This window comes from Nitratireductor sp. ATLC21 (genome assembly GCF_057196525.1).
In genome coordinates, this window is record NZ_JBXUOU010000002.1 from 904,317 (window position 1) to 926,931 (window position 22,615).

General features: G+C 60.9%; 18 protein-coding genes. 11 read left to right on the plus strand and 7 right to left on the minus strand.

Going from position 1 to position 22,615, the window contains the following annotated elements; all coding sequences use genetic code 11:
• The first annotated feature begins 5 nt into the window (after positions 1–5).
• From AC2CHD_RS11915 to AC2CHD_RS11965, 11 genes are read left to right on the plus strand one after another with little or no spacing between them, the layout of a single operon-like run.
• Positions 6–1,037 (plus strand): Rieske 2Fe-2S domain-containing protein, encoded by a 1,032-nt coding sequence (locus tag AC2CHD_RS11915; RefSeq protein WP_484553854.1) that lies wholly within the window; start codon positions 6–8, stop codon positions 1,035–1,037.
• On the plus strand, positions 1,034–1,774 hold the full coding sequence (locus AC2CHD_RS11920; RefSeq protein WP_484553855.1) for an SDR family oxidoreductase: 741 nt from the start codon (positions 1,034–1,036) through the stop codon (positions 1,772–1,774). The genes AC2CHD_RS11915 and AC2CHD_RS11920 overlap by 4 nt, the downstream gene beginning before the upstream one ends.
• Positions 1,775–1,781: 7 nt before the next feature.
• Positions 1,782–2,594 carry an alpha/beta fold hydrolase gene (locus AC2CHD_RS11925; protein WP_484553856.1) on the plus strand — a complete coding sequence of 271 codons (813 nt, stop codon included), beginning with the start codon at positions 1,782–1,784 and terminating at the stop codon, positions 2,592–2,594.
• Between the two features lie 20 nt (positions 2,595–2,614).
• Positions 2,615–3,541, plus strand: coding sequence for a VOC family protein (locus AC2CHD_RS11930; protein WP_484553857.1), 927 nt, complete (start codon positions 2,615–2,617; stop codon positions 3,539–3,541).
• Positions 3,541–4,329 carry an SDR family oxidoreductase gene (locus AC2CHD_RS11935; RefSeq protein WP_484553858.1) on the plus strand — a complete coding sequence of 263 codons (789 nt, stop codon included), beginning with the start codon at positions 3,541–3,543 and terminating at the stop codon, positions 4,327–4,329. The genes AC2CHD_RS11930 and AC2CHD_RS11935 overlap by 1 nt, the downstream gene beginning before the upstream one ends.
• A gap of 10 nt (positions 4,330–4,339) precedes the next feature.
• Positions 4,340–6,013, plus strand: coding sequence for a thiamine pyrophosphate-binding protein (locus AC2CHD_RS11940; RefSeq protein ID WP_484553859.1), 1,674 nt, complete (start codon positions 4,340–4,342; stop codon positions 6,011–6,013).
• Positions 6,014–6,016: 3 nt separating this feature from the next.
• Positions 6,017–6,841 carry an aspartate dehydrogenase gene (locus AC2CHD_RS11945; RefSeq protein WP_484553860.1) on the plus strand — a complete coding sequence of 275 codons (825 nt, stop codon included), beginning with the start codon at positions 6,017–6,019 and terminating at the stop codon, positions 6,839–6,841.
• Between the two features lie 14 nt (positions 6,842–6,855).
• Entirely contained in the window at positions 6,856–8,349 is a 1,494-nt protein-coding gene (locus AC2CHD_RS11950; RefSeq protein ID WP_484553861.1) for an aldehyde dehydrogenase, read from the plus strand.
• A complete protein-coding gene (locus AC2CHD_RS11955) occupies positions 8,346–9,596 on the plus strand; it encodes an FAD-dependent oxidoreductase (RefSeq protein ID WP_484553862.1) in 1,251 nt (416 codons plus the stop codon). Before AC2CHD_RS11950 ends, AC2CHD_RS11955 begins: the two co-directional genes overlap by 4 nt.
• On the plus strand, positions 9,593–10,060 hold the full coding sequence (locus AC2CHD_RS11960; protein WP_229447716.1) for a flavodoxin domain-containing protein: 468 nt from the start codon (positions 9,593–9,595) through the stop codon (positions 10,058–10,060). The genes AC2CHD_RS11955 and AC2CHD_RS11960 overlap by 4 nt, the downstream gene beginning before the upstream one ends.
• On the plus strand, positions 10,060–10,659 hold the full coding sequence (locus AC2CHD_RS11965; RefSeq protein WP_229447715.1) for a pentapeptide repeat-containing protein: 600 nt from the start codon (positions 10,060–10,062) through the stop codon (positions 10,657–10,659). Before AC2CHD_RS11960 ends, AC2CHD_RS11965 begins: the two co-directional genes overlap by 1 nt.
• On the opposite strand, the gene AC2CHD_RS11970 is transcribed toward AC2CHD_RS11965, so the two are convergent.
• From AC2CHD_RS11970 to AC2CHD_RS12000, 7 genes are all read right to left on the minus strand, one after another.
• Positions 10,650–11,414, minus strand: coding sequence for an IclR family transcriptional regulator (locus AC2CHD_RS11970; protein ID WP_484553863.1), 765 nt, complete (start codon positions 11,412–11,414; stop codon positions 10,650–10,652). The genes AC2CHD_RS11965 and AC2CHD_RS11970 overlap by 10 nt on opposite strands.
• A gap of 297 nt (positions 11,415–11,711) precedes the next feature.
• The gene (locus AC2CHD_RS11975) at positions 11,712–14,825 is read right to left on the minus strand and encodes a UDP-N-acetylmuramoyl-tripeptide--D-alanyl-D-alanine ligase (RefSeq protein ID WP_484553864.1); all 3,114 of its coding nucleotides are present in this window, start codon (positions 14,823–14,825) and stop codon (positions 11,712–11,714) included.
• A gap of 10 nt (positions 14,826–14,835) precedes the next feature.
• Positions 14,836–15,210 (minus strand): beta-barrel domain-containing protein, encoded by a 375-nt coding sequence (locus AC2CHD_RS11980; RefSeq protein WP_484553865.1) that lies wholly within the window; start codon positions 15,208–15,210, stop codon positions 14,836–14,838.
• The gene (locus AC2CHD_RS11985) at positions 15,191–16,030 is read right to left on the minus strand and encodes a hypothetical protein (protein WP_484553866.1); all 840 of its coding nucleotides are present in this window, start codon (positions 16,028–16,030) and stop codon (positions 15,191–15,193) included. The genes AC2CHD_RS11980 and AC2CHD_RS11985 overlap by 20 nt, the downstream gene beginning before the upstream one ends.
• On the minus strand, positions 16,027–18,231 hold the full coding sequence (locus AC2CHD_RS11990; RefSeq protein WP_484553867.1) for a type I secretion system permease/ATPase: 2,205 nt from the start codon (positions 18,229–18,231) through the stop codon (positions 16,027–16,029). The genes AC2CHD_RS11985 and AC2CHD_RS11990 overlap by 4 nt, the downstream gene beginning before the upstream one ends.
• A 74-nt stretch (positions 18,232–18,305) precedes the next feature.
• The gene (locus tag AC2CHD_RS11995; protein ID WP_484553868.1) at positions 18,306–21,638 is read right to left on the minus strand and encodes a BapA/Bap/LapF family large adhesin; all 3,333 of its coding nucleotides are present in this window, start codon (positions 21,636–21,638) and stop codon (positions 18,306–18,308) included.
• 367 nt (positions 21,639–22,005) lie between these two features.
• Positions 22,006–22,569 (minus strand): TolC family protein, encoded by a 564-nt coding sequence (locus tag AC2CHD_RS12000; RefSeq protein ID WP_484553869.1) that lies wholly within the window; start codon positions 22,567–22,569, stop codon positions 22,006–22,008.
• Between the last annotated feature and the right edge of the window lie 46 nt (positions 22,570–22,615).

The window sequence follows — 22,615 nt, forward strand, 5'->3', positions numbered from 1 at the left end:
CGGACATGACAGGCATCGACAAAAAAGCGCTGATCGAGGAGCGGGTGAACACCGGTCTGCATGGCCAGTGGTACCCGGTGGCCAAATCGGTGGAGGTCAAGGCGAGCAAGCCCTATGGAACACGCGTGCTCGGCAACAAGATTGTCCTGTGGCGCGATGCAGAGAACCGGCTGCGCTGCGTGGAGGATTTCTGCCCGCATCGCGGCGCGCCGCTCTCCTATGGCGAAATTCATGAGGGCAATATCGGCTGCCGCTATCACGGCGTGGTCGTCAATGGTGACGGCGTCGTTGTGCGGGTCCCGGCCATGCCCGAATGCGCGCTGGAAGGGCGCAAGGCGCTTAAATCCTTCGAGGTGGCGGAGGCTGGCGACGCCGTGTTTGTCTATGTGCCGTCCGCAGAACAGCCCGAAGCGCCGCCGCTGGCGCTGCCGAAAGAGCTGACCGATGAGGCCTGGACGGGCTTTCTGTGCACCGGCGAGTGGAAGACCAACTACCGCTACGCGCTCGACAATCTCGCAGACCCGATGCATGGCTGCTACCTGCATGCGGAAAGCTTCACACTCGCCTTCGGTTCCAAACAGGATCTGATGAAGCTCGACAAGACCGACACGGGTTTCCGGGTCAGCCGCGTGGGGCAGGTAGGCGAGAATTTCGACTGGACCGAGTTCGAGGTTCATCCGGGCTCGATGTTCTGTTTCCTTGAGATCCCCTATCCGCCGGCAGCCGGTCCGGGCGGCGTGTTCCGCATCATCGGCTTTGTCACCCCCGTCGATGCCAACACCTGCAAGGTCTTTTTCTGGCGCATGCGCAAGGTCTCGGGGCTTGCTCGCGAAAGCTGGCGCTTCCTTTATCGGGCGCGCCTGGAAAAGACCCATTGGGACGTGCTCGAGCAGGATCGGGTGATGCTGGAGGGCATGCCCGACGACGCACGCAAGCGGGAAATGCTCTATCAGCACGATCTCGGCGTCTCCCGCGTCAGGCAGATTTTGACCCGCGCGGCAAAAAGCCAGATCGAAGCCGAGATGGCGGCTGAATGATGCTTGAGGGACGCACCATACTGGTGACGGGAGCCGCACGCGGGCTTGGCGCCGAAATCGCGCGATGCCTGGCAAAAACCGGCGCGGATCTCGTGCTTGCCGACATCGCCGAGGAGGAGGGCCGCGCGGTCGCGAAAGAGACGGGCGCGCGCTTTATCCCGCTCGATCTTGGCGAGCCGGAGTCGATCGCGGCGGCGGCAAAGGCGTTGGGAGAGGCGAATGGCGGCACCCTGCACGGGCTCGTCAACAACGGCGCCATCGCGACCGGCATTGGCGGCATCCCCTTCGATGAAATCGACATCGAAAGCTGGGACCGGGTGATGCGGGTCAATGTGCGCGGCACCTGGCTGATGACACGCGCGGTCGCGCCTCTATTGAAGGCTGCGGGCACGGGCCGGATCGTGAATGTCGCGTCTGACACGGCGCTGTGGGGCGCGCCGCGCCTGATGTCCTATGTCGCCAGCAAGGGAGCCATGATGTCGATGACGCGGTCGCTGGCGCGCGAACTCGGTCCTGACCGGATCGGCGTGACGGCGGTTGCCCCGGGTATTCTGACGACGGAGTCCACGGATTACGTGCCGGAAGCTCGCCATAGGCTTTATGCCGAGGGCAGGGCGGTGCCTGGAGCACAGGCCCCGGACGAGATCACGGAAACCATTGCCTTTCTGCTCAGCGAGGGCGCGCTCGCGCTCACTGGGCAGATCCTGCCGGTCAACAATGGTTTTGTCTTCAATTGAGGCGGTCATGACGTTCAAAGAGCACATATCCGGCAATATCGCCTATCTCGAGCGCCCAGGTTCGGGCGGTCCGACGTTGGTGATGCTGCATGGGGTCGGCTCCAATGCGGCCTCCTTCGTGCCGCTTCTGCCCCATTTGCCGCGCGACTGGTGCGTCGTTGCCTGGAACGCGCCGGGCTATTGCGGATCGGCTCCGCTCGATGCGGACTGGCCGCTGGCAAGCGATTATGCCGAGGCGCTGAAGGCGTTTCTCGACCGGCTGGAACTGGATAGGGTCTTTCTCGCAGGCCACTCGCTCGGCTGCCTGATGGCGGCGTCCTTTGCGAGCACACATCGCGACCGCGTCGCGCATCTTCTTTTGAGTTCGCCGGCACTTGGCCATGGCGTGCCGCGCGGGGCCGCTTTGAGTGCCGCCGCTCAGGCGCGCATTGACGACCTTGAGGCACTGGGCGCGGAGAAATTCGCCGCGCTGCGTGCGCCGCGGCTGGTTTTCGAGCCTGAAGCCAACACCGACATCGTGGACCGTGTGCGCCATGGCATGGCGCAGGTGAGCGTGCCGGGCTACCCGCAGGCAGCGCGCATGCTGGCGTCCGGGCGACTTCTGGATGATGCGGAGCGCCTGCAGGTGCCGACAGACGTGATCGTCGGTGCGGAGGATGTCGTGACGCCGCCCGATTCTGCCCGCCGTGCCCATGCGGCGTTGCGCCAGCCATGGCGTGGTGCGCTCACGCTGGTGCCGGGTGCCGGGCACGCCCTTTACCAACAGTCGCCCGCCGCTTTTGCAGCGGCGCTGGACGCGTTTGCGGAAACAGCCGGCTGAAGCCGGCAGGAGGAACGAGCATGGCAGATAAAGTTCGCGTCGGCAGCCTTCGGGGCATCATGATGCGTGGGCCTGGCATCACCGGCACGCTGCCGTTTTATGAGGATATGTGGGGGCTGAGCCTCGCTCACAAGGAAGACGGCTTGGCGCTTCTGCGCGGCACCGGAAGTGAGCCTTTCCTTTACGGCCTGAAGGACGGACCCGTCTACGGCATCGAATATGTGCATTTTGCGATGCCCGACCGCGCTTCGATGGACGCGCTCCATGCCCAGATCATCGAGCGTGGAGGCGTGGTGCTTGGTGAGCCGGGACCATTTGACGATTACGCCGGCGGCTATGGTTTCGAGATGCTCGATCCGGACAACAGGCGCCTTCGGTTCCGCACCGATGCGCTGAGCCTTGACGAGGAACCCGAATGGGCCAAGCCGCGCAAGGTGAGCCATGTGGTGCTGAACACGCCGGACATGGAAGGCGTTCAGGAATTCTACACCCATGTTCTGGGTTTCCGCATTTCCGATTACTCCGCCGACCAGATGGTCTTCCTGCGGTGTAATTCGGATCACCATTCCATCGCGCTTGTGCGGGGCAATTATGCAAGCGTCAATCACGTTGCGTTTGAAATGCCCTCGATCGACGAGTTCATGCGCGGCATCGGCCGCATGAAACAGAAGGGTCATGTGCCGACCTGGGGGCCAGGGCGGCATGGGCCGGGCAACAACCCCTTCGCCTATTTCGTCTCGCCATCGGGCTTTGTCATCGAGTTCACCTCCGAGCTGCAGCAGATCGATGAGGAAACGCATGAGGCGCAGGTCTGGCCGCGCGACAAGCCCGAAGCGATGGATCGCTGGATGACGGCGGGCCCCCCGACACCTGCCCAACGCGCCGTGATGCAGGGCAGGCCCGATCCCGGCTTCCCCGAACTCGCACCAACCGGGGGGAATGTCTGATGCATTACGGATATGACGGCAAGGTTGCTGTGGTCACTGGCGGTTCGTCCGGGATCGGTCTGGCAACGGTGGAAACGCTGCTCCAGTCGGGCGCGAAAGTCGCCTTCTGCGCCCGTACCGAAAGCCGGTTGAACGACGTGGCCGCGGTCCTCATCCGCGATTACGGCGAAGAGCGCGTGATGGCAAAGGCCTTTTCGGTTCTCGAACCGGAGGCTGTGAAGGATTTCGCCAAGGCGGTGGAAGACCGCTTCGGTGGCTGTGACCTTCTGGTGAACAACGCCGGACAGGGGCGCATTTCCACCTTTGAAGACACATCGGACGATGACTGGCGCGCCGAATACGAACTCAAACTGTTCAGCCAGATCCATCCAACCCGCGCCTTCCTGCCGATGCTGCGCAGGGCGAAGGGCGCCATCGTCGCGGTAAACTCGCTTCTGGCCTACCAGCCCGAGCCGCACATGGTCTGCACCTCGTCAGCGCGGGCCGGGGTGCAGAACCTCGTCAAATCGCTGAGCGTCGAACTGGCGCCCGATGTTCGGGTCAATTCGATCCTGCTTGGTCTGGTCGGTTCCGGTCAGTGGTCGCGCCGCTTTGCCGAACGCGAGGATCAGAGCCAGAGCCGCGCCGAATGGTATGGCGCTCTGGCGGCCAAAAAGGGCATTCCGCTCGGCCGCCTCGGCAATCCGGCGGAAGCGGCCGCCGCCATCGCTTTTCTCGGTTCGCCTGCGGCGAGCTACATCACAGGCGCCCAGCTCGAAGTTTCGGGCGGCCTGTCTCGTTACATTTGAAGGACACGGGATGAAACTCGAGACAATCACAGCCACCGAGACGGTCGGGGACCTCATCGCCCGCTATCTCGCAGAAATCGGCGTTACCACGGTGTTCGGGGTCATCTCCATTCACAACATGCCGATCCTTGATGCGATTGCACGGCAGCAGCGCATCCGTTTCGTGCCGGCACGCGGCGAGGCGGGCGCCATGAACATGGCTGATGCCTATGCGCGCGTTTCGGGAGAGCTGGGTGTCTGCCTGACCTCCACCGGCACGGCTGCCGGCAATGCGGCCGGCGCTCAAGCCGAAGCTCTGACAGCGGGGTCACGTGTTCTGCACATCACGACGCAGGTCGATTTGGAGTTCGCCGACCGCGACCGCGCCGCCATCCACGATGTGCCACGCCAGCCACAAATGCTGCGCGGCGTCTCCAAGGCTGTGTTCCGCATGTGGGACGCCAATGGCGCGGTGGGGGCGTTGACCGCTGCGGTATCTGCGGCACTTTCGGCTCCGAGCGGGCCGGTTAGCCTGGAAATACCGGTCGACGTTCAAAGGTCGCCTGCCTGCCCGACTGCGCGCATTCACAAGCCGCAGCCGGTTCGCCCGGTGGCACCCGACAGCGTGATCGACGAGATCGCCGAACTGGTGAAGGCGGCAAAACGCCCGCTTCTGTGGCTGGGCGGTGGTGCCAGCGAAGCCGGCGGGGAAGCGACCGAACTGATGCGTCGCGGTTTCGGCATTGTGACCTCGACCAATGGCCGCGCCATTGTTTCGGAAGCGGAGCCTGCCAGCCTTGGCGCCTTCAACATGACGCCGGAGGCCGTCGAGCTCTACAAGAGCTGTGACCTGATGATCGTTGTCGGTTCGCGCCTTCGCGGCAATGAAACGCGCAACAACAAGATGCCGCTGCCCCGGCCACTGGTGCAGATCGACGCTGACGCGTCCCAGGGCGGGCGCAACTATCCTGTGGAGGTCTTTGCCCATGGTGATGCCGCCGACACGCTGGCGCGCCTGCTTGAGCGCCTGCCGGACACGCTCGACACCGACACCAATCTTTCCTTCGACATCGCCCGCACACGGGCTCAGGCCGAAGGCCGGATGCGCGATGTGCTTGGACCCTACCGGGTTGTAGCCGACACGCTGGCTGACCGGGTGTTCACCAATGGTCATGCCTGGGTACGGGACGTCACCATCTCCAACTCCACCTTCGGCAACCGCTATGTGCGCATTGCCGCACCCAATCTCGGCGTTCACGCGCTGGGTGGCGGCATTGGCCAGGGCGTCGCGATGGGCGTCGGGGCGGCGGTTGCGTCCAAGGGGGCGAAGGCGATCACGCTTCTGGGCGACGGCGGAACCATGCTCGGACTGGCCGAGATGATCACTGCGGTCGAAGAGAACGCCCCGCTCGTCTATCTCCTGATGAACGACAAGGCCTATGGCGTGATCCAGAACATCCAGGATGCACAGTATGACAGCCGCCGTCACTATTCGGCGTTGGCGACGCCGGACTTTGCCGGGTTCTGCAAGTCGATCGGCATGCCCCACCGGGTGATCAGCGATGTCGCAGACTTCACCACAGCCTTTGATGAAGCTGTCGCCGCTGACGGACCGCAGCTCATCGAGATCGACATGTGCGCCATTGGCCCGTTCAACGAAGCCTTTGCCGGCCCGCCTGCGGGCGCCGCGGGCAAGGAGGCGTAGAAAATGAGGCTCGGACTGATCGGTTTTGGCAACATCGCCGGGACGCTGCTCGACCTGCTGTCAAAGACACTCGATGCGCCGCTGGCTCATCTGTGTGTTGTGACGCTGCCGGAGTTTGCCGCCGAAACGGAAGCACGCCTTCGGGCGGAATTTGGTGCCGTGGCGCAGGACATTTCCGTTGTCGGTGATGCCGAAGCGCTGCTCGCCGAAAAGCCGGACCTGGTGGTGGAATGCGCGGGCCACGGGGCCGTGGTGGAACACGTGCCGCCGGTTCTGCGCGCTGGCACGGATGTGATCATCGTGTCGATCGGCGCGCTCTCCGATGCGGCGCTCGAGACCGATCTTCGGGCGGCCGCCAGCGCCGGCGGCGCGCGCCTCGTTTTGCCCGCCGGTGCGGTTGGCGGTATTGACCTGCTCTCTGCTCTGGGAGCGGCAGGCGGGCTGGAGGTTCGCTATCGCGGTTCCAAACCGCCGCGCGCCTGGAGCGGGACACCCGCCGAAGAGGCGGTCGATCTGGCGAACCTGACCGATGCAACCACATTCTTCACGGGCAACGCCCGCGAAGCCGCACGCGACTTTCCCAAGAACGCCAATGTTGCCGCAACGCTGGCATTGGCGGGAGCCGGGTTCGAGGCGACCCATGTGGAGCTGGTCGCCGATCCCGCCGCACCCGGCAATGTGCACGAATACTCGGTCGTCTCACCGCTGGCGAAATATTCGATGCGGATCGAGAACCTGCCATCCGCCGGCAATGCCAAGACATCCGTTTCAACGGTCTACAGCGTTCTGCGCGAGATCCGGAACCGGATCGGACCGGTGGCGATCTGAAAAGGGAGGCGAAGATGATCGAACTGCCCCAGAATAAGCTCTTCATCGGAGGAGAATGGGAAGAGGGAAGTGGTGCCGAAATCACCTCGATCTTCCCTGCTGACGGCAGCGTCAACCGCGTGCTTCGTGGTGCAAGCATCGCCGATGGAGAACGTGCCATCGAGCGCGCGAAGAAGGCGCAGGCAGATCCGGCATGGCGCAATCTCAAACCGCATGAGCGGGCGCGCTTTCTCTACGCCATAGCCGACGGCATCGAGGCGAATGCCGAACGTATTTCCCATATCCAGAGCCGTGACACGGGCAAGACCCTGCGGGAGACAGGTGCGCTGGCCGCTTCCGCTGCCGGCACTTTTCGCTATTTCGGTGCAGTGCTGGAGAGTTCTGACGAGACGCTGACGGTCCAGCGTGGCGACGCCCTGACCATGTCGGTTCATGAAGCACTCGGCCTTGTGGGCGCGATCACGCCGTGGAATTCTCCGATCGCCTCGGATGCGCAGAAGGTTGCTCCGGCACTGGCTGCCGGAAACGCGGTGCTCTTGAAGCCGGCCTCCTGGTCGCCGCTGGTCTCTCTTGAACTGGCGCGGATCGTTGAGGCATCGGGCCTGCCCAAGGGGTTGTTCTCCGTGCTGCCGGGATCGGGCCGGGAGATCGGGAACCTTCTGGTAGAACACCCTGACATTGCCAAAATCAGCTTCACGGGCGGCACGGCGACGGGCCGTGCGCTTGCCGTGAAGGCCGCGCAGAAACTGATGCCGGTGTCGCTGGAGCTTGGTGGCAAGTCTCCGACCATTGTCTTTGCCGATGCCGATATCGAGCAGGCGCTGGCCGGCGTGCTGTTCGGCATTTTCTCGTCAACGGGTCAGAGCTGCATCGCCGGTGCGCGCCTCTTCGTCGAGCGGCCGATTTATGATCAGTTTGTCGAGCGCCTCGTGGCGGCGACAGAGCGCCTGAAAGTGGGACATCCCTTCGAAGCGGGGACGCAGGTCGCGCCGATGGTCCACTTCGATCACCGCGACAGTGTCGCAGAGCATGTCAGAAGGGCGATTGAAGAGGGAGCCGAACTCCTGACCGGCGGCAAAGCGCCCGAAGGCGATGTTTTCGACAAGGGTGCTTATTATCTGCCCACCATTCTTGCCGGGGTCGACAACACGGCGCGCATCTGCCGCGAGGAGGTGTTTGGGCCGGTTCTCGTCGTCTTGCCATTCGACAGCGAGGAAGACGTCATCGCGCAGGCCAATGATAATGAATATGGTCTGGCGTGCGGCCTGTGGACCCGCGATTTCCCGAAAAGCTGGCGTGTCGGCAATGCCATCGGGGCAGGCACCGTCTGGATCAACACTTACAAGCAGTTTTCGATCTCAACGCCCTTCGGTGGCGAGAAGGAAAGCGGCATGGGGCGCGAGAAAGGCCGCGATGGCATCCGCGCCTATATGGCGCAAAAATCCTTCTACACCGATCTTTCGGGCGCGCCGCACCCCTGGGCGGCAGCCACGGTGAAGACCCAATGAGCCGCGCGGTCGCCATTGTCGGGTCGGGGCCGTCCGGCTGCTATCTGGCGCAAGCGCTCCTGAAGGCAGAGCCGGACCTCAGCGTCGATCTGATCGACCGCCTGCCCGTGCCCTATGGCCTCGTGCGCTATGGCGTGGCGGCCGATCATCAGGGCACCAAGGGGGTGATCCGGCAGTTCGAACGACTGTTCGAGCGACAGGGTGCGGGCTTCATCGGAAATGTTTCAATCGGCGAGGATGTCAGCCTCGATGAGCTGCGCGCGGCCTATGATGCCGTGGTGCTCGCCGCCGGCCTGTCCGCCGATCGCGCCCTTGGCATTCCCGGCGAAACGCTCAAGGGTGTTTATCGTGCGGGGCGTCTGACGCGCGCGCTTTATGAGCATCCCGATGCCGAGCCTCTGCCCGAACTGGGGTCGCGGGTGGTCATCATGGGCAATGGCAATGTCGCCATCGACATTCTGCGCCTGCTCGCCAAGTCCCCGGAAGAACTGGCCGGCTCCGATCTTGGTGCCGGGCCGACCGCCTGGCTTGCCGGTTCTGCAATCGAGGAGATCGAGATTGTTGGCCGCTCGCCGGCAGCAGCGGCCAAGTTCGATCCCGTCATGATCAAGGAATTGGCCAAGCTCGAGGGTGTGCGCATTGGCGTTATCGATGCGGGCGAGGGCGATGATCCGGAGGCGGCGAAGAAACTTGCAGCCCTTGCAGCGGTAGACGGTCATGGTTCCGGCCCGCGCCGCATAACGTTCCGATTTGGTCTCACGCCAAAAGAGCTTTCCGGCATCGATGGTAATCTGAAGGAAGCGCAGTTCGAGGACGGGCAGGGCAACACGGTGTCCCTGCCATGCAGCGCCTTTATCACCGCGATCGGTTTCGGCGCCCAGGAGGGCTTGCCACGCGATGCGCTGATTGGCGCGGCGAGGGATAGGGAACTCGGGGTTCTCGATACGGGGCTCTATGCAACGGGCTGGTTCCGTCGCGGCCCGCGCGGAACGATCCCGGACAATCGCGCCGATGCACAGCGTCTGGCAGAGCGTATCCTTGCAGATTTTCAGGCAGGGGAGGGTTCGCCTCCAAAACCCGGCCGGAGCGCTTTTCCGGAGTGGAGGGGTGCGGTTGACTATCAGGGCTGGAAACGTATTGACGCTGCTGAACTTGCGGCAGCTCCGGAAAATCGTTGCCGCGCCAAGATTGCTTCGCGCGACGCCATGCTGGCGCTCGCCATTGAGAAACAGGAGCCTTCACAATGAACATTACGGTTCTATACGGCACCGAGACCGGCAATGCCGAGATGCTGGCCGAGGACATCATGTCCGAGCTCGAGGGCGAACATGATGTCGCCTGCAGCAATCTGTCGGATTTTGCGCCGGATGCCTTTGATACCGGGCGGCTTTACCTGATCGTCTGCTCGTCATATGGCGACGGAGAGCTCCCGGCTTCAGCCCAGCCCTTTGCCGAAGCGCTTCAAGCAAACACGCCGGACCTGACTGGTGTTCATTTCGGTATTTTTGGCCTGGGAGACACGGAATATGAAGAGACATTCGGCTTCGGAAGCAAAAGCCTTGCGGAGCTTTTGAGCGCAAGAGGGGCGGTACAGATCGGCGAACGCATCACGCATGACGCCTCGGGCAGCGACATGGCCGAGGACCTGGCATTCCCCTGGGCAGCGCAGATCGTGGCGCTGGCTGAGGAAAAATTGGGCGAGACCGCGTGATGAAGGCCGCCGAAATTCGAGAACTGGTTTGTACACCATGGCACCATGGGGATTGCGTCGACCTCTCGGGCGTCATTTGCGAGGGGGCGCTGGATCTCGCCGGATGTGATGTGACGGGCGTGAATTTCACAGGCGCATTTTTCCCCGATGGCTTCGATGCATCAGGCGCTCGTTTTCGCGGCGTGAGCTGGTTCAGCCATGGTCATTTCGGCAAGGCCGCCAGCTTCGTAGAAGCCGTGTTTACCAATGATGCCCGCTTCGATCAGGCCACCTTTTCCGGCAAGGCATCATTTGAACGCGCCGAGTTCCGCGGTATCGCACGGTTCGACCGCGGTGACTTCGTCTCGGGAGCGAACTTTCGCAGCGTTGCATGTTACGGAAACTTCTCCCTGCACGGCGTGTGGATGCGCAAGCAGGCGGAGTTTCAGGGAGCCGAATGGTTGGGGGGGCTATGGTGCGAGGCGGCACAATTGCCTGAGAACGCCGACTTTGCGGACACCCAGGTTCATGGCCGCCTGTGGCTGCGTCACGCTGTCGTGGGAAACAGGCGGCTGCAAAGCAGCGCCTTCCCGCTTTCCTATGGGTACACCTACAGTTGATCGGCTGACCAGCCGCGATAGCCCAAAGCTTCGGACATGGCGCGGGCGACGGTCTTGAGCTCTTGCTCGATTTTCCCTGCATTGGGACTGTTTTCATCAAAGATGCTCGCGTGACCGGTCACGTTGATGGCACCAACGGCACGTGCCTGATGGTCGTGAACTGCGACTGCAGCGGAGCCGATCTCGCGCTCAAAATTAGCAACGCTCCACGCGATCCCACGGGCCCGGTCGGACTGAAGCTGCTTTTCCAGATCCGCAAGTGTGGTCCGTGTTTTGGTCGTAAACGATTCCATCGTCTGACCGGCATATAAAGACCGGAGTGAGGCAATCGGCAGTTCCGCCAGAAGGATGCGGCCGATGGTGGTCGCATGCGCCGGCAGCCGGGTTCCCTCGCGCACCGTGCTGGCAAGGTGTGAATTCGGTGTTTCACGCGCCAGATACACGATCTCCCGACCCTCCAGAACGCCAAGATGCGCCGACAGATTGAGTGATTCGACAAGCTGCTTGAGGAAGGGCCGCGCGACCTGAAGTATGCTTCGCTCGTTCAGGGCCTCCGAGGCAAGAGCGATGAGACCGGTGCCGAGACGATATCCGCCATCATCGGCAATGGGTTCGATCATGCTTTCTGCCTCGAGCGTCGCAAGCAGACGGATGAGCGTCGTGCGGTTGATGTCGAGCGCCTTCGCCGCATTGCTTATGTTGCGGCACCGATTGCCCGCCGCGATATAGCGAAGCAGCGCAATTGCTCTGGTCACCGGGGGAACCACGTAAAGGGGTTCTTTTGTCTCTGCTTTATGCTCTTCTGCCACTTACGGCCCCGCTGAATCGGTCTTATTTGCTCACAATTATCATATTTGAACAGAGACCAGTAGCAGGCTGGCTTAATGAATGCCGCAAATGTCACGCTTATTTGCCGGGGTGGCAGGGACTTTGCCGTTGTGGCTACCAATAATCGGATTGTTTGTCTTGCCTGCCCGCGCCGAACGTGCACGCTTCAGGCGCTCTCCCTACGGTCTTTAACGATGCAACCGGCGTCCACGCATCCGGTGTTCTCAACGGATATTCGCGATGGCGCCTGCAAGGGTATGCAGTCTGGTGCTGTTGGATCCCTTGATCAACACAATGTCGCCATTCCGGATATCTGCAAGAAATGCTTGGTGCATCTCTTCCAGTGTTTTCGCGTGAACCCCTTTGCAGGCATCCGGCAGGGCGGCCCAGAAATCTTCGTAAAGTGTTCCGAGCACGCAAACCCGGTCGATGCCATTTGCCTCGATCAGGGGTGCCAGACCGGTGTGGAACTCCCGGCTTTGAGCACCCAGCTCTGCCATCTCGCCCAAAAAAGCGATCCTCCGACCAGCCCCGGTTCTTTTGCCGAGATTGGCAAAGGCGGCTCTCATGGAGGCCGGGTTGGCATTGTAGGCATCGTCTATCAGATGAATGGTGCACCCCTTGATGGTCAGCCGGTGCTCTGCACCGCGTCCGGGCAGGGGCGAGAAACTGGCCAATTGGTCTAGGGCCGCATCAAGCGGGTGCCCGAGGGCCGCCACAGCAGCAAGGATGGCGAGGCTATTAAGCGCCATGTGCTCGCCGGCGGCACCAAGCGCATACCGCACTGCCTGCCCATTGACGCGGGCCTCAACAGATCCGTTTTGCGCGTCGTAATTGATAAGCCGGTAGTCGCATTCCTCGCCGAGGCCATAATGGAGGATTTTCAGGTTGCGGGCCCGAGCGGCGGCGTGGACCACATCCCACTCCTGCATGTCGCGGTTGAGGATTGCCACGCCACCCGAAGTCATGCCCTCAAAGATCGCGCTTTTTGTCACGGCGATGTCGCGCGGCGTGGTTGTCTCGGAGAGGTGCGCTGGCGCTATGTTGGTAAAAATGGCGACATCCGCTTTCGCCATGCGCGCGCTCTGACCCATGCGGCCGACCGCCAGCTCGAGCACCACGTGATCTGTCGCAGCAGGTATCGAGGCAAGATTCCAGGCCACACCGTGTGGAAGATTGGCATTGTGCGCGGTCTGGGCGACGCTTCCATATGGCGACAGTGCGTGGGCCAGCATTGCGACGGATGTCGTCTTTCCGGCGCTACCCGTGATGGCGAGAAGCTTGCCGCTCATACGCAGGCGCGAATAGCGCCCCAGGGCGAGAATGGCGGCTCCGGTATCTCTCACCGCAAGAACGGGAATATTGTCTGGGACCGGGGCCTGGGGATTATCCGTGATGATAGCCGCCGGTGGCGGCTTCATGCCGGCAATCACGTTCGGTGGTATTCCTCTACCGGTCTTTCCGACACGCATGGTGACCATTTGCCCGGGCTTGCGCGTGGGAGCGTGAATGCACAGTCCCGTAGCGGTCCAGCCAGTCTCCGGCGGAACGATCCAGTGGCCGCCTGTTGCCTCGGCTGCGGTGGACGAGTTCCAGATGGCGGCGGTCGGCGTGCGCAGGAGAGGTCCACCGTCAGCAGTATCACGTGAATGCTGCGCCACCAGTGACTGGAAACCGGGGCGCAGCTGGAGATAATTCCGGTATGCTATGAAGCCGGACAAATAGTGCTCCACATCGTCGATGCGCACCCGGAACGCATGGTGGCGAATGAAAAAGCTCCCCGCCACCCGGTTCGGCGTTCGAAAGAACATCGCTGTCTCCGGCCAGAAGAACCCGTTCAACAGGTATCGGGCACGAAACTCGAGCGCTTCACTGAACGCGACAAGATCGATCCTGCGCAGAAGATGCGTCATCTGGGGAAAATCGCCGATCCGACTGATCAAAGAGCGTGCAGCCATCATCAGTTCAAGAAGCGTGGGAAAAGTGGTGATGCGCTGCCGCACGAAATCCAGATGACCGGCGACATTTTGCAGCCCGAAGATGAAATAGCGCTCTTCCGGTCGATGGCGGGTCAGTTCGTTGACGCAATAGCTCAGCCAATGGTCGTGATGGCGCCAGTGGTTTTGGGCGATAAAATGGTCGAACGCCTTTTCCACGGCATCCAGCCAACGAGGATCCCTGGTGATGTCATAGAGACGCATCAGGCCGAAGGCAGCTTCGCCCTCGTAGTAGATGGTGCGGAAAGCCGTCTTCATTTCCAGGGAGGGAAAGTGCAGCACATGGTTGAACGAGCCGGTTCGCCGATCCTGCATGTAAAGAATGCCGAGCGCGAGCTTTTCCATCAACGGAAGATGGGTCTGGTCGCCGGTGGTGGTCGTATATTTGCTGAGCGCCAGCAGAGCGACGGCATTGCCACCCAGCTTGATCTCGTCGCCGACATCCACCAGGAATGCAGCCCGCCCGCCATCCGGTAGATCAGCTTCGCGAATGAACTCCCGATTCATACGCCCAATGGAGCGATCTATGGCGCTTTTCAGTGTCGCCTCGCGCGTCACTTCCCAGGCTTCAAGCATAGCGTAGGTGGTGCTTGCATGGCGCAGCGTGTTGTATGCTTCAATGCGCCGGTCGAAACAGGGGTGGAACCCGTAAACGAATGCGCCATCATCTCCCACCTGCCGGGCGAGATATCCAGAGGCCGATCGAACCAGATGATCGACGAGAGGCGCGTCGAGGTCTTCGACGTGCCGCCGTCCCGCATCCGGTCCCGCTTCGTTGAGTGGATGCAGACCGCCATCGACATCGCGGAACACGCCTTTTGTGGAGAATATGAAAACCGCCCGCTCGTCATTGAAATCCACGGCGGCGGTGCCGGGATATTTCGCACCAGCATATCGTGCGAAATTCTTCTCGTTGAGTGTGGCGTGGGCCATGCGATTGCCGCCATAAAGCATCGCATTCGCATTCAGCTCCTGCTCCAGAAAGGCCCTGTGAAAGCCTGCATCGAGCGCAATACCGCATCGAAAATAATTTCGCTTGGTTCGGGTCAGACTCTCACGCAAATCCTTCCAAGTGCAGGCTTCGGCGCGATCAACCCAGTCCACCCGCAGCCATCGTCCTTCGAGCCTGTCCTTGCGCATGACTTGCCGAAGTTGCGCCAGCCCTTTTTGCCATGCGGCTTCGAGGGTGGCGCCGGTGGCAGAGACCACGCGCGCGCGCATCTCGCCGTCGGAAACGGAAAAAAACAACACCACCGCCGGAAACGGTGCCTGAAGCGGCACGATGCCTTTGCGCAGAGCCGTTCTGATTTCTGACAAGCCGTCGAATTTCTCGTGTCGCATAGGTTCTGCCTTAACGTTCACGCAGTGCTTTGCGCGCGCGATTGAAAGGTTTGATGAGGTAGTCCAGAACGGTCTTGCTTCCGGTGTGAATGTCGACGGTGGCGACCATTCCCGGCACGATGGGAAAACGCTTTCCAGCCTCGTTGACGAGGGCGTCATCCTCGGTTTCGATAAAGACGCGATAGTAATATTTCTCCTTTTCCACCTCGTCCTGGATTGTGTCCGGTGAGATGGTTGTCACCTCTCCGTCAATGTCTCCGTAGATGGCGTAGTCATAGGCGCTGATCTTGACGTTCGCTCTCTGGCCCGGATGGATGAAGGCGATATCGCGCGGCGAGATGCGGGTCTCGATGAGCAGTTGATCATCAAGTGGAATGATATCCATTAGCTTCCCGTTCGGGGGGGACGACGCCCCCGATGGTGGAAACCTCGATGTTCTTGACGATGCCGCGCACTGGCGAGCGGTGGGTCAGCCGCGCGAGACTGTCGGAGCGGCCTCGGACAACCGGGGAAAGAGCGCTCATCTCGGCGTTGGCTTCGGAGAGTTCCTCCCGGGCGCGAACAAGGTACTCGGATTTGACTTCGGCTTTCTTGAGTTCCAGCTCGGCGGCCTGACGCTGAAGGCGGATGATTTCGACATTGCTCGCCGCACCGATCGCAGACAGAGATTTGTTGATCTCCAGCTCCTTGGTGACGAGGAGGAGCGATTCCTCAATCCAGCGCAGCGATGCACGCAAGGAGCGCCGTCGCTCCTCATAGAGCTCGCGTTCCGCTCTGATCAGATCGGGATATTCCTGCAGGTCTTCAGGAAACCGAAGCGGTGTCTGATTGACCTCTGCCTGCAGTCTCGCGGACGCGGCCTGGGCGGCCCGGTACTTGGCTGCGCTTTCTTCTACGTCGGACGCTTTTCTCGTGGGATCGAGCTGCGCCAGCAACTGGCCCGGATTCACCACCTGATCTTCACGAACGTGAAGCGCGGCAAGAATACCGCCTTCGAAGGATTCGATCGCCTGTTCACGCTTGGTTGGGATAACGCGTCCGCTGCCTGAAGACACCTCATCGAGGGTTGCGAAATACGACCATACAAGCGCTGCCGCCAGCAGGAAGCATAGAACCCGCACAATGCGTGTGGATCGTGACAGCCGGACATCGTCGTGATCGCCATACTCCCAGCCGTGCGTGTCGTCCTTGTGAAGCAGCGTCATGATCGGCTCTCCTCATTCGCGGCTTGACGATTGCCCGGTCGATTGGCCGGGACGACCTTTTTCACGCCTTGCAGCACCTTCAAGGCCGCATCCTTTCTGTCATCCAGCGCCACCTGACCGTTGTCGAACACAACGATCCGCTCGACCAGATCGAGAATGCGCATGCGGTGTGTGGCGATCACCACTGTCCGGTCCGCGGCCCAATCGTTGAAGCGCGTTATAAACTGGCGCTCGGTCGCCTCATCCATTGCCGCGGTGGGCTCGTCGAGAAGGATGATTGTCGGTTGTCTGATCAGCAGACGAGCCAGCAACAGTGACTGCCGCTGACCGCCTGAAAGCCCGAGGCCACCCTCTTGGATGGGATGATCGAGACCTTGCGGCAGGCGGCGTATGAATTCATCTGCGCCCACCATGGCCAGAGCTTCGAAAAGCGCGTCCTGCGAAGCATGCGGTGCTCCAAGCGTGACATTGTCCCGGATCGTGCCATGGAAGAGCCGTGCGTTCTGTGTAAGCAGACCGACATCACGTCTGACATCCGCAGGATCGATGTGGCCAAGTGCGAGATCGTCCAGGGTCACATCACCCGAAAACGGTTCCATCATGCCTGAAAGCGCGTGCAAAAATGTGGACTTGCCGGCGCCATTCTTACCCAGAACGGCGACTTTCTCCCCGGCTTCTATGTCCAGATCCTTTACCGTCAGCGCCGGTTGCATGCTGAAATCGCCATAGGTGAACACGGCCATGCGCATGTGGTATGCGCCGCGCAGAGCCGTTGCCGACACCCGCACCTCGGTATCGGGGTGATCTACCGGCATCTCCATGATTGCGTTGAGGCTTTTCAGTCCGACTTTTGCCTGCTGCAGACGGCCAAACACCTGAGTGATCTGCGCCATGGGCGCCATCATCCGTGAGCCCAGAATGGAACAGGCAACCAGAGCGCCCGTAGTCATGTCACCATTCATGACCAACGGCGCACCGAAGAAAACGATGACAGCGAACGTGCCTGTCTGCACCGTGTGGCCCCATCCTGTGAGCGCGCTGGTGATCGAGCGAAGGCGCAGCTGGGCCTCGGCTGCGACGGCGTTGAAATGGTTCCAGCGCTGCTGAAAGCGCTCCTCCGCCTGCAACGCTTTCACGTCCTCGATGCCCTGCACCGCCTCGACCAGCATCGCATTGCGCAACGAGGCCTCGCGCATGGCTTCGCGCGCACTGGCGCGCAGCTTGCCTTGAGCCATCAGCCCCGGAGCGACCAGCAGAAGGAGGGCCGCGGCGGGAATGATGACCAGCGGTCCGCCAATGAGCCAGAATATACCGAGGAAGAGAAAGAAGAATGGAAGGTCCGAGACGGCCGACGCTGTTGTCGACGTCAGCAATTCGCGGACCTGTTCCATATCGCGCAGTTGCGCAATGAACGTCCCCGTGGATGTCGGTCGGGCTGTGTTCTTGACCCGCAATGCATGGCCAAAAAGTACGTCGGACATCCGCAGGTCGACGCGCTTGCCCACCGTGTCGAGAATGCCCGTTCGCAGCCGGCGTATGATGAAATCGAAGAGCACTGCCAGCAACACACCTGAAAATAGGACGAAGAGGGTGTTCATCGAGTTTGCTGGCACCACCCGGTCATAAACCTGCATGGAGAAGATGATGCCGGCCAGCGCGAGGAGGTTGGCCATGAGCGAGGCCAGCATCACATGGGCATAGGGCCGCAGATCACGCAGAGCGATGCGCCGGAACCAGTTCCTGCGATAGGGAGCGATATAGGCGTCCACGCGTTCATCGGCGATTGCGCGCTGAGGGCGGGCGAGCACCATCAGCCGCGTTTCGTTCAACAGGTCATCGAGCGGGATGGGGGTGGGCTGGCCGGCATCACCGCTGAAGACCACAGATGCGTGTCGCTCTGCGCTCAGTGCAACTACAACCCCGACAAGCCCGTTTTCGAACTCGACCAGAACCGGCAGGCGCCAGCTATGGAGCTTGCGAAGCCGCACTGGCTTTGCCCGCAGCCCCAGTTTTCGGGACACCCTGATGATGCTCCCGGCTTTGTCGGGCGTTTCCAGGGCCTGCGCTAGCTGGCGGGCACCCTGTGCGGAAAACGGCACGTTGTAGTGCCGCGCCACATGTTCCAGCGCCTCGATCCAGGCCGAGAGATCGGGCCTATCTCGATCCGGTAGTTCCGCCTGCTCCATGTCGGGGCCCATCATGCGATCCCCTTCGGTTGATCAATCAATGTGTTTCGGTCGCGCGATCTTGCAACCGCGCGACGAAGTGTCTGGGGCTACACGCCAGCCGATCCGGTGTCATCCAGGTCGTCTTCTTGCACCAGGTGGCCGAAGGGATCGACCGGCGCGCCTTCGCCAAGCTTGGATGATCCATCGCTGACCGCGCCTTTGGCCGCAGCGCTTTCTGTCTGCTGCGAAAGCGTTTCGATGTTGTCCAAGGGCACGTCCGGACTGCCTCCATCCTCAAGCAGGCCAAACAGTCTTGGGCCGTCTGAGGATGTGGTCTTGCCGGGGCTGCTATCCTCCTCGTTCGGTTGGTCGAGGCTGTCGAGCCCGATCACATCGTCTGTGGCAAACAGCGGCTGGGTCGATGCAAATGCGGCAAAGGTACCCGGCCCGGCGCCATGCTGGATCTCTATGGTGAGCGTGGCTTCGACCGTCGTGCCGTTCGGGTGCTCCAGCTGATAGGTGAAGACGTCTGACTGACCGATCGATGCCGTGTCGGGATCCGGTGCGTAGCTGTACCGGCCATCGGCGAAAATCGTGAGTGTGCCATACGTGCCCACAAGCTGCGTTCCTGCCTGCGCAGGCTCTTCATAAGTCACGCCGTCAGGCGCCACTTTAAGCACCGTATAGGTCGAGCCCAGCGTATCGTCCTCGAGCACGTTGCCCTGTGTTGATACGCCACCCTCCGCCACGATCTGCGTCAGATCGCTGTTTTCGAAGGTCAGGTCGGCGCTAACGGTGACGCCAATGGCGACCCCGCTATTGGAGACATTTAGGCGATACTGACCTGTCGGCAGGTCATCAATCGTCGCTTCAATTGATTCGCCAACGATACCGATCACGTCGATCAGCCCGCCCTCGCTGCTGTTCGCGATCTCAACCCAGGCGCCGTCAATGAATTGTTCCAGCGAGAACTCGATGGCCTCAAGAAGATTGAGCAGACTGGAAGAACTGACTGAAATGGACAGGTCGGTCTCGACCTGATCCGCAACGTTGAAATCATAACTTCCTTCGCCACCGCCCAACACGTTTGTGTACTGGATGGCATTGTCGACCTGCTGGGTGGTGACGACATAGGTCGTGTCGATCCCGGCTGTTCCAGCGTCGTCCACTGCGCTCATGTCGAGCGTGGCGGGTTGTGTCGGATCGAGGTCGTTCCACACCAGGCCTTGCCCGGCACTGTCGATCTGCACATAGAGCGTCGCTGTCGAGGTATTTCCTGTCTCAGGATCGTTCAGCGTATAGGTGAACGCATCCACCTGCCCGATACCATCGCCTGCTGCATTGGGCGTATAGGTGTAGCTGCCGTCGGGACCAATGGTAAGCGTGCCATAGGTGCCGACGATGGTGGTTCCCGGTCCGGCCACCGCTTCTCCGTTCACCTGCGCGATCACTGTTGTGGGCGTGACGTCATCGACCTGCCCGTCGTCATTCACATCCGTGATGACATTGCCGGAAACCGGAACCGGATCGTAACCCCCGATCTCGGTGTAATCGTAGTCCGTGCCAGACACCTGCAGGTCGCCGAGCACACCGGCCCCGACACCTTCGAATGTCATGAAGGCCCGGTACTGGCCGGATTCGAGGAGTTGCTCGACGCGGTATTCGTTTCCGCTCAACAAGCCAAGCTCGAGCAGCGTCGCTTCACCGGTGCCGTCAATGCCGGTCCATTGCGTGCCATCCCATTTCTGGATGACCAGCGAATAGTCGCTGAGGACGCCCAGAGAGGCGAGAGCGCTGTAATCGAAGTCCGCTTCCAGAGTGTGATTTTCTTCAACGCTGAAGTTGACGGTCGAGGTTCCCAGAACTTCGGCCTGCAGGTCCAACACACCGATTGAAACGAGTGCCAGATAATTTGCGCTGCCGTGATCGACTGATGAGGCCGTCGGAAGAATATTCACCTCAGCTCTGGCAAAATCATCATAGGCCTGAATATCAGCGTCGGCGTCTGCATCGGCATCCGCGTCTGCATCGGCATCAGCATCCGCGTCTGCGTCCGCGTCAGCATCCGCGTCCGCGTCTGCATCGGCATCTGCATCCGCGTCGGCGTCCGCGTCGGCGTCTGCATCTGCATCCGCGTCTGCATCCGCGTCTGCATCGGCATCTGCATCCGCGTCCGCGTCCGCGTCGGCGTCAGCATCCGCGTCCGCGTCTGCATCGGCGTCAGCATCCGCATCAGCGTCAGCGTCGGCATCTGCATCCGCGTCGGCATCGGCATCAGCATCCGCGTCCGCGTCGGCGTCTGCATCTGCATCCGCGTCGGCATCGGCATCTGCATCCGCGTCCGCGTCGGCGTCAGCATCGGCATCCGCATCCGCATCCGCATCCGCGTCGGCATCTGCGTCGGCATCCGCATCCGCATCCGCATCTGCGTCGGCGTCCGCATCGGCATCAGCATCCGCATCCGCATCCGCGTCGGCATCTGCGTCGGCATCGGCATCCGCATCCGCATCAGCATCCGCGTCGGCATCTGCATCAGCGTCCGCATCTGCATCTGCATCCGCGTCAGCATCAGCATCTGCGTCGGCATCGGCATCGGCATCCGCATCCGCGTCGGCATCCGCATCAGCATCAGCATCCGCATCCGCATCGGCATCCGCATCGGCGTCTGCGTCCGCATCCGCATCAGCATCCGCGTCGGCATCTGCATCTGCATCAGCGTCCGCATCTGCATCTGCATCCGCGTCTGCATCGACGTCTGCATCCGCGTCGGCGTCCGCATCCGCATCGGCATCTGCATCGGCATCCGCATCGGCGTCCGCATCCGCATCAGCGTCAGCGTCGGCATCGGCATCTGCATCGGCATCCGCATCGGCATCCGCATCTGCGTCGGCATCTGCATCTGCATCTGCATCTGCATCAGCGTCGGCATCGGCGTCAGCATCGGCATCGGCGTCAGCATCTGCATCTGCATCTGCATCTGCATCTGCATCTCCGTCGGCATCTGCATCCGCATCACTGTCGTCAGCTTTCGAGCCGCCACCGGCAAGCGCGGCGGCACCGCCGGCGAGAAGGCCGAGACCTGCCAAACCTAGCAGCGAGGAACCACCTGCCCCACCCCCGACAAATTGGTCGACAGAGGCAATTTCGGAGAACTGAAAGTCAGCGAGACCCGCCGTGTGATCTCCAAACCAGAGATTCCCGCTTGGATCCTCTAGAACCAGGTCGCTTTTGGCACCTTCACTTTCAAGATAGAAATTCGCGATTCTGATCAGGCGCCCGTCATGCAGCTTCAAGAGAAGGTGATTGCCTTCCCGGGTAAAACTATCCACTGCTGCAGGAGAGATTTTCAGCGTGACGACACTCGGCGCATCCAGAACGATAGCGTCAAGAGCTGCGGTTCTCTCGCTCCCGGTCCCTTTAACTGAAATTACAGCTGCCACGAGATCACCTCTGTCAACAATGTTGTCCTAAAAGAATTCGTTTTCAATAAATAACTTGAAATACAAATAGTGTAGACAAAATACGTTTCAAAAAGAAATGCGTGGATGTTTAGTGCGGGTAGAATCGGCTGGATCTAAAAACATCGAAGCTTCAATTAGATAGTGGTGGATTATTGATGTTTTTTCGCAAATTCATTGTTTTTGATTCATTGATTTGATTATTAAAAATATAAATATAGTAATTGAAATATATATTACAGTAAAACTCAGGGTTGATTTGTCGTTGCAAGAACGGCGGAATTCGCGCCTCTGGTGCCGAGTCCAGAGGTCAGACAGACGGACAGGCAGGATGGAGCTGCGAAGCGCCCTAAAGGCGAACACCGTGGAGTTGCTCTCCCTCCAGAGAGAGGTAGCGGCGCAGCAGCCCTGTTTGAAATGCGCAGTCCACGTTCAGTTTCTGCAGGTCGTAGCGGATGTTTGCTGCTTCAAAACGGGCGGCATGAAATTCCTGGTCCGCGTTGAGGAGGTCCAGAAGTGTCCGCGTGCCCAGATCCAGATACTGTTTGCGATAAAGGTCACGTGTCTGCTTCATCATCCCTTCCCGCGAGGTAATGGATTCGAGAAGCTGCCGATAGCTGGCAATCTGTCCGTTGGCCTCAAGCAGCTTGCCTTCGACCTCCACCCGCACACGATCGCGTGCCTGTGATGATGCGAGCAAAGCCCGGTTGGCTGCGCGATTGCGGGCCGCGTTCTCGCCGCCGTTGTAGAGGCTCCCCTTAACATTCACACCGATATTGTATTCGGGGTCACTATCATCCAGTTCCAGGAGGTCGGCCCCCACACTGGCTTCAAGCGAGAAGGTGGGCAGGCCCTCTGCCTTGCTCAGATCAACTTGCGCAGTTGCGGCTGCCCGTTCGGCGTCTGCCTGCATGATCGCGGGAATCTGCGACCAGTCCGGCTTACTGACCGCGCAGGCC

What these genes read in the sequence shown, in the direction of transcription:
- AC2CHD_RS11915 (WP_484553854.1), top strand. Translation starts at nt 6, where the DNA reads ATGACAGGCATCGACAAAAAAGCGCTGATCGAGGAGCGGGTGAACACC.
- AC2CHD_RS11920 (WP_484553855.1), top strand. Translation starts at nt 1,034, where the DNA reads ATGATGCTTGAGGGACGCACCATACTGGTGACGGGAGCCGCACGCGGG.
- AC2CHD_RS11925 (WP_484553856.1), top strand. Translation starts at nt 1,782, where the DNA reads ATGACGTTCAAAGAGCACATATCCGGCAATATCGCCTATCTCGAGCGC.
- AC2CHD_RS11930 (WP_484553857.1), top strand. Translation starts at nt 2,615, where the DNA reads ATGGCAGATAAAGTTCGCGTCGGCAGCCTTCGGGGCATCATGATGCGT.
- AC2CHD_RS11935 (WP_484553858.1), top strand. Translation starts at nt 3,541, where the DNA reads ATGCATTACGGATATGACGGCAAGGTTGCTGTGGTCACTGGCGGTTCG.
- AC2CHD_RS11940 (WP_484553859.1), top strand. Translation starts at nt 4,340, where the DNA reads ATGAAACTCGAGACAATCACAGCCACCGAGACGGTCGGGGACCTCATC.
- AC2CHD_RS11945 (WP_484553860.1), top strand. Translation starts at nt 6,017, where the DNA reads ATGAGGCTCGGACTGATCGGTTTTGGCAACATCGCCGGGACGCTGCTC.
- AC2CHD_RS11950 (WP_484553861.1), top strand. Translation starts at nt 6,856, where the DNA reads ATGATCGAACTGCCCCAGAATAAGCTCTTCATCGGAGGAGAATGGGAA.
- AC2CHD_RS11955 (WP_484553862.1), top strand. Translation starts at nt 8,346, where the DNA reads ATGAGCCGCGCGGTCGCCATTGTCGGGTCGGGGCCGTCCGGCTGCTAT.
- AC2CHD_RS11960 (WP_229447716.1), top strand. Translation starts at nt 9,593, where the DNA reads ATGAACATTACGGTTCTATACGGCACCGAGACCGGCAATGCCGAGATG.
- AC2CHD_RS11965 (WP_229447715.1), top strand. Translation starts at nt 10,060, where the DNA reads ATGAAGGCCGCCGAAATTCGAGAACTGGTTTGTACACCATGGCACCAT.
- AC2CHD_RS11975 (WP_484553864.1), bottom strand. Translation starts at nt 14,825, where the DNA reads ATGCGACACGAGAAATTCGACGGCTTGTCAGAAATCAGAACGGCTCTG.
- AC2CHD_RS11980 (WP_484553865.1), bottom strand. Translation starts at nt 15,210, where the DNA reads ATGGATATCATTCCACTTGATGATCAACTGCTCATCGAGACCCGCATC.
- AC2CHD_RS11985 (WP_484553866.1), bottom strand. Translation starts at nt 16,030, where the DNA reads ATGACGCTGCTTCACAAGGACGACACGCACGGCTGGGAGTATGGCGAT.
- AC2CHD_RS11990 (WP_484553867.1), bottom strand. Translation starts at nt 18,231, where the DNA reads ATGATGGGCCCCGACATGGAGCAGGCGGAACTACCGGATCGAGATAGG.
- AC2CHD_RS12000 (WP_484553869.1), bottom strand. Translation starts at nt 22,569, where the DNA reads ATGCAGGCAGACGCCGAACGGGCAGCCGCAACTGCGCAAGTTGATCTG.